This is a genomic window from Flavobacterium sp. UBA4854, assembly GCF_002399805.1.
Classification (GTDB): Bacteria; Bacteroidota; Bacteroidia; order Flavobacteriales; family Flavobacteriaceae; genus Flavobacterium; species Flavobacterium ginsengisoli.
Map to the genome: position 1 here is coordinate 1 of NZ_DHEI01000006.1, position 1,376 is coordinate 1,376.

1 protein-coding gene is annotated in these 1,376 nt (G+C 35.0%); it reads right to left on the reverse strand.

Annotated elements, in window-relative coordinates; genetic code table 11:
- On the reverse strand, positions 1–1,277 hold a 1,277-nt coding region (locus B3J44_RS00630), incomplete at its 3' end, for a hypothetical protein (RefSeq protein WP_286964932.1).
- Positions 1,278–1,376: the final 99 nt, after the last annotated feature.

Sequence of the window (1,376 nt, forward strand, 5' to 3'; positions counted from 1 at the left end):
GTTTCCTGATGAGAAACATTGACTACGGCAATCATGTTTTTTCCGTCTTTTGAAACCGAAATTGCTTTTAAATTTGGATTTCCTTCAACCGAAACCTTATGTACTTTAGCTCCCGAAGGCATATATTTGGTTAGTAAAGACCAAGCATAAAACCAAGGACGAACCTCTTCTTCGCTTTTGCCAAAATATTCTTCTCCCAAAATATTCCAGAATCCCCAGACTTTGAGTTTATTTTTCTGCTCTTTTGCATGCATCGCATCGTCTAACATCCAAGCAACAGAGCCAGAATAGCCCGCATTAATGGTTTGAATCAGAGCATCGGCCATATCAGAACCATAAACATAATCGTAAACAAACATCTGCGAATCTTCGACTGATGCATACGGTTTGGCTTTGGCTCTTTCTATGTTTTCATTCATTAAAGCTTCGTCTTGTTTTTCTACAAATTTGAACCCGATTTCGCCCATTACAATTGGTTTTCCTGCGGGAACCTCATTTTTATAAGCCTTTAGAATTGAAGTATATTCACCTGAATTGACTGTAATTTTAGAAGGATACGTGTGAATATCATAAACGCCAATTGCGTCACCTAAATCTTTAACTGAATTGGAAATCCAATCTACTTTATCTGCCTTCCAAATGGCAATATCGGGACCTAATAAAGAAACTTTTTTATCGAGATTTAAAGCTTTTAATTCTAACCAAAAATAACTTGCTGCATTTTTCCAGAGTTCATAATTTTCATCCGTAGAAGACCAAAAACCGTTAGGTTCATTGATCATATTGTAATAATGAATGCACGAAAATCCTTTTTGATTTACTAGAAAATCAAGATATTTTGCTGCTAATTTCAAATTGGCTTCTGTGATTGTATTGGTTTTACTATTTACCATACGATCTCCCCAGTCGCCTAAAACAACTTTTACATTTCTGGACTGGCAATATTCAAGAATTGGGGCAATATTCTGGTAATTTTTAATTTCGTTTAAAGTCCCATTTTCAATTACCGAAGTTGTATTGATCATGACTCTTATAAATTGGGGTTTCATAAAATCTAGACGATCATACAATTTCTGCCAGTCCGATTTAGAAATGCTAAGCTGTTTTTCTCCATAATCTAATTGGTACGGATCCCACTGAACTCCGTTGCCAATGTAATTTTCATTTATAATGGTATTGTTATCAACAGCAACAGTTGCGTCGGGCAAAGCCGAGCAACTGATTACTGCTGTCACTAACCAAAATGATACTGTAAGTTTTAAAACTATTTGTCTCATATGAGTGATTTACAATCTTTTTGCCTATTCTTTTTTGGTTACATCGATCCAAAAACGTCTTGGCTTTTTAACGAACTTGTCATAATCAGAATAAATTTT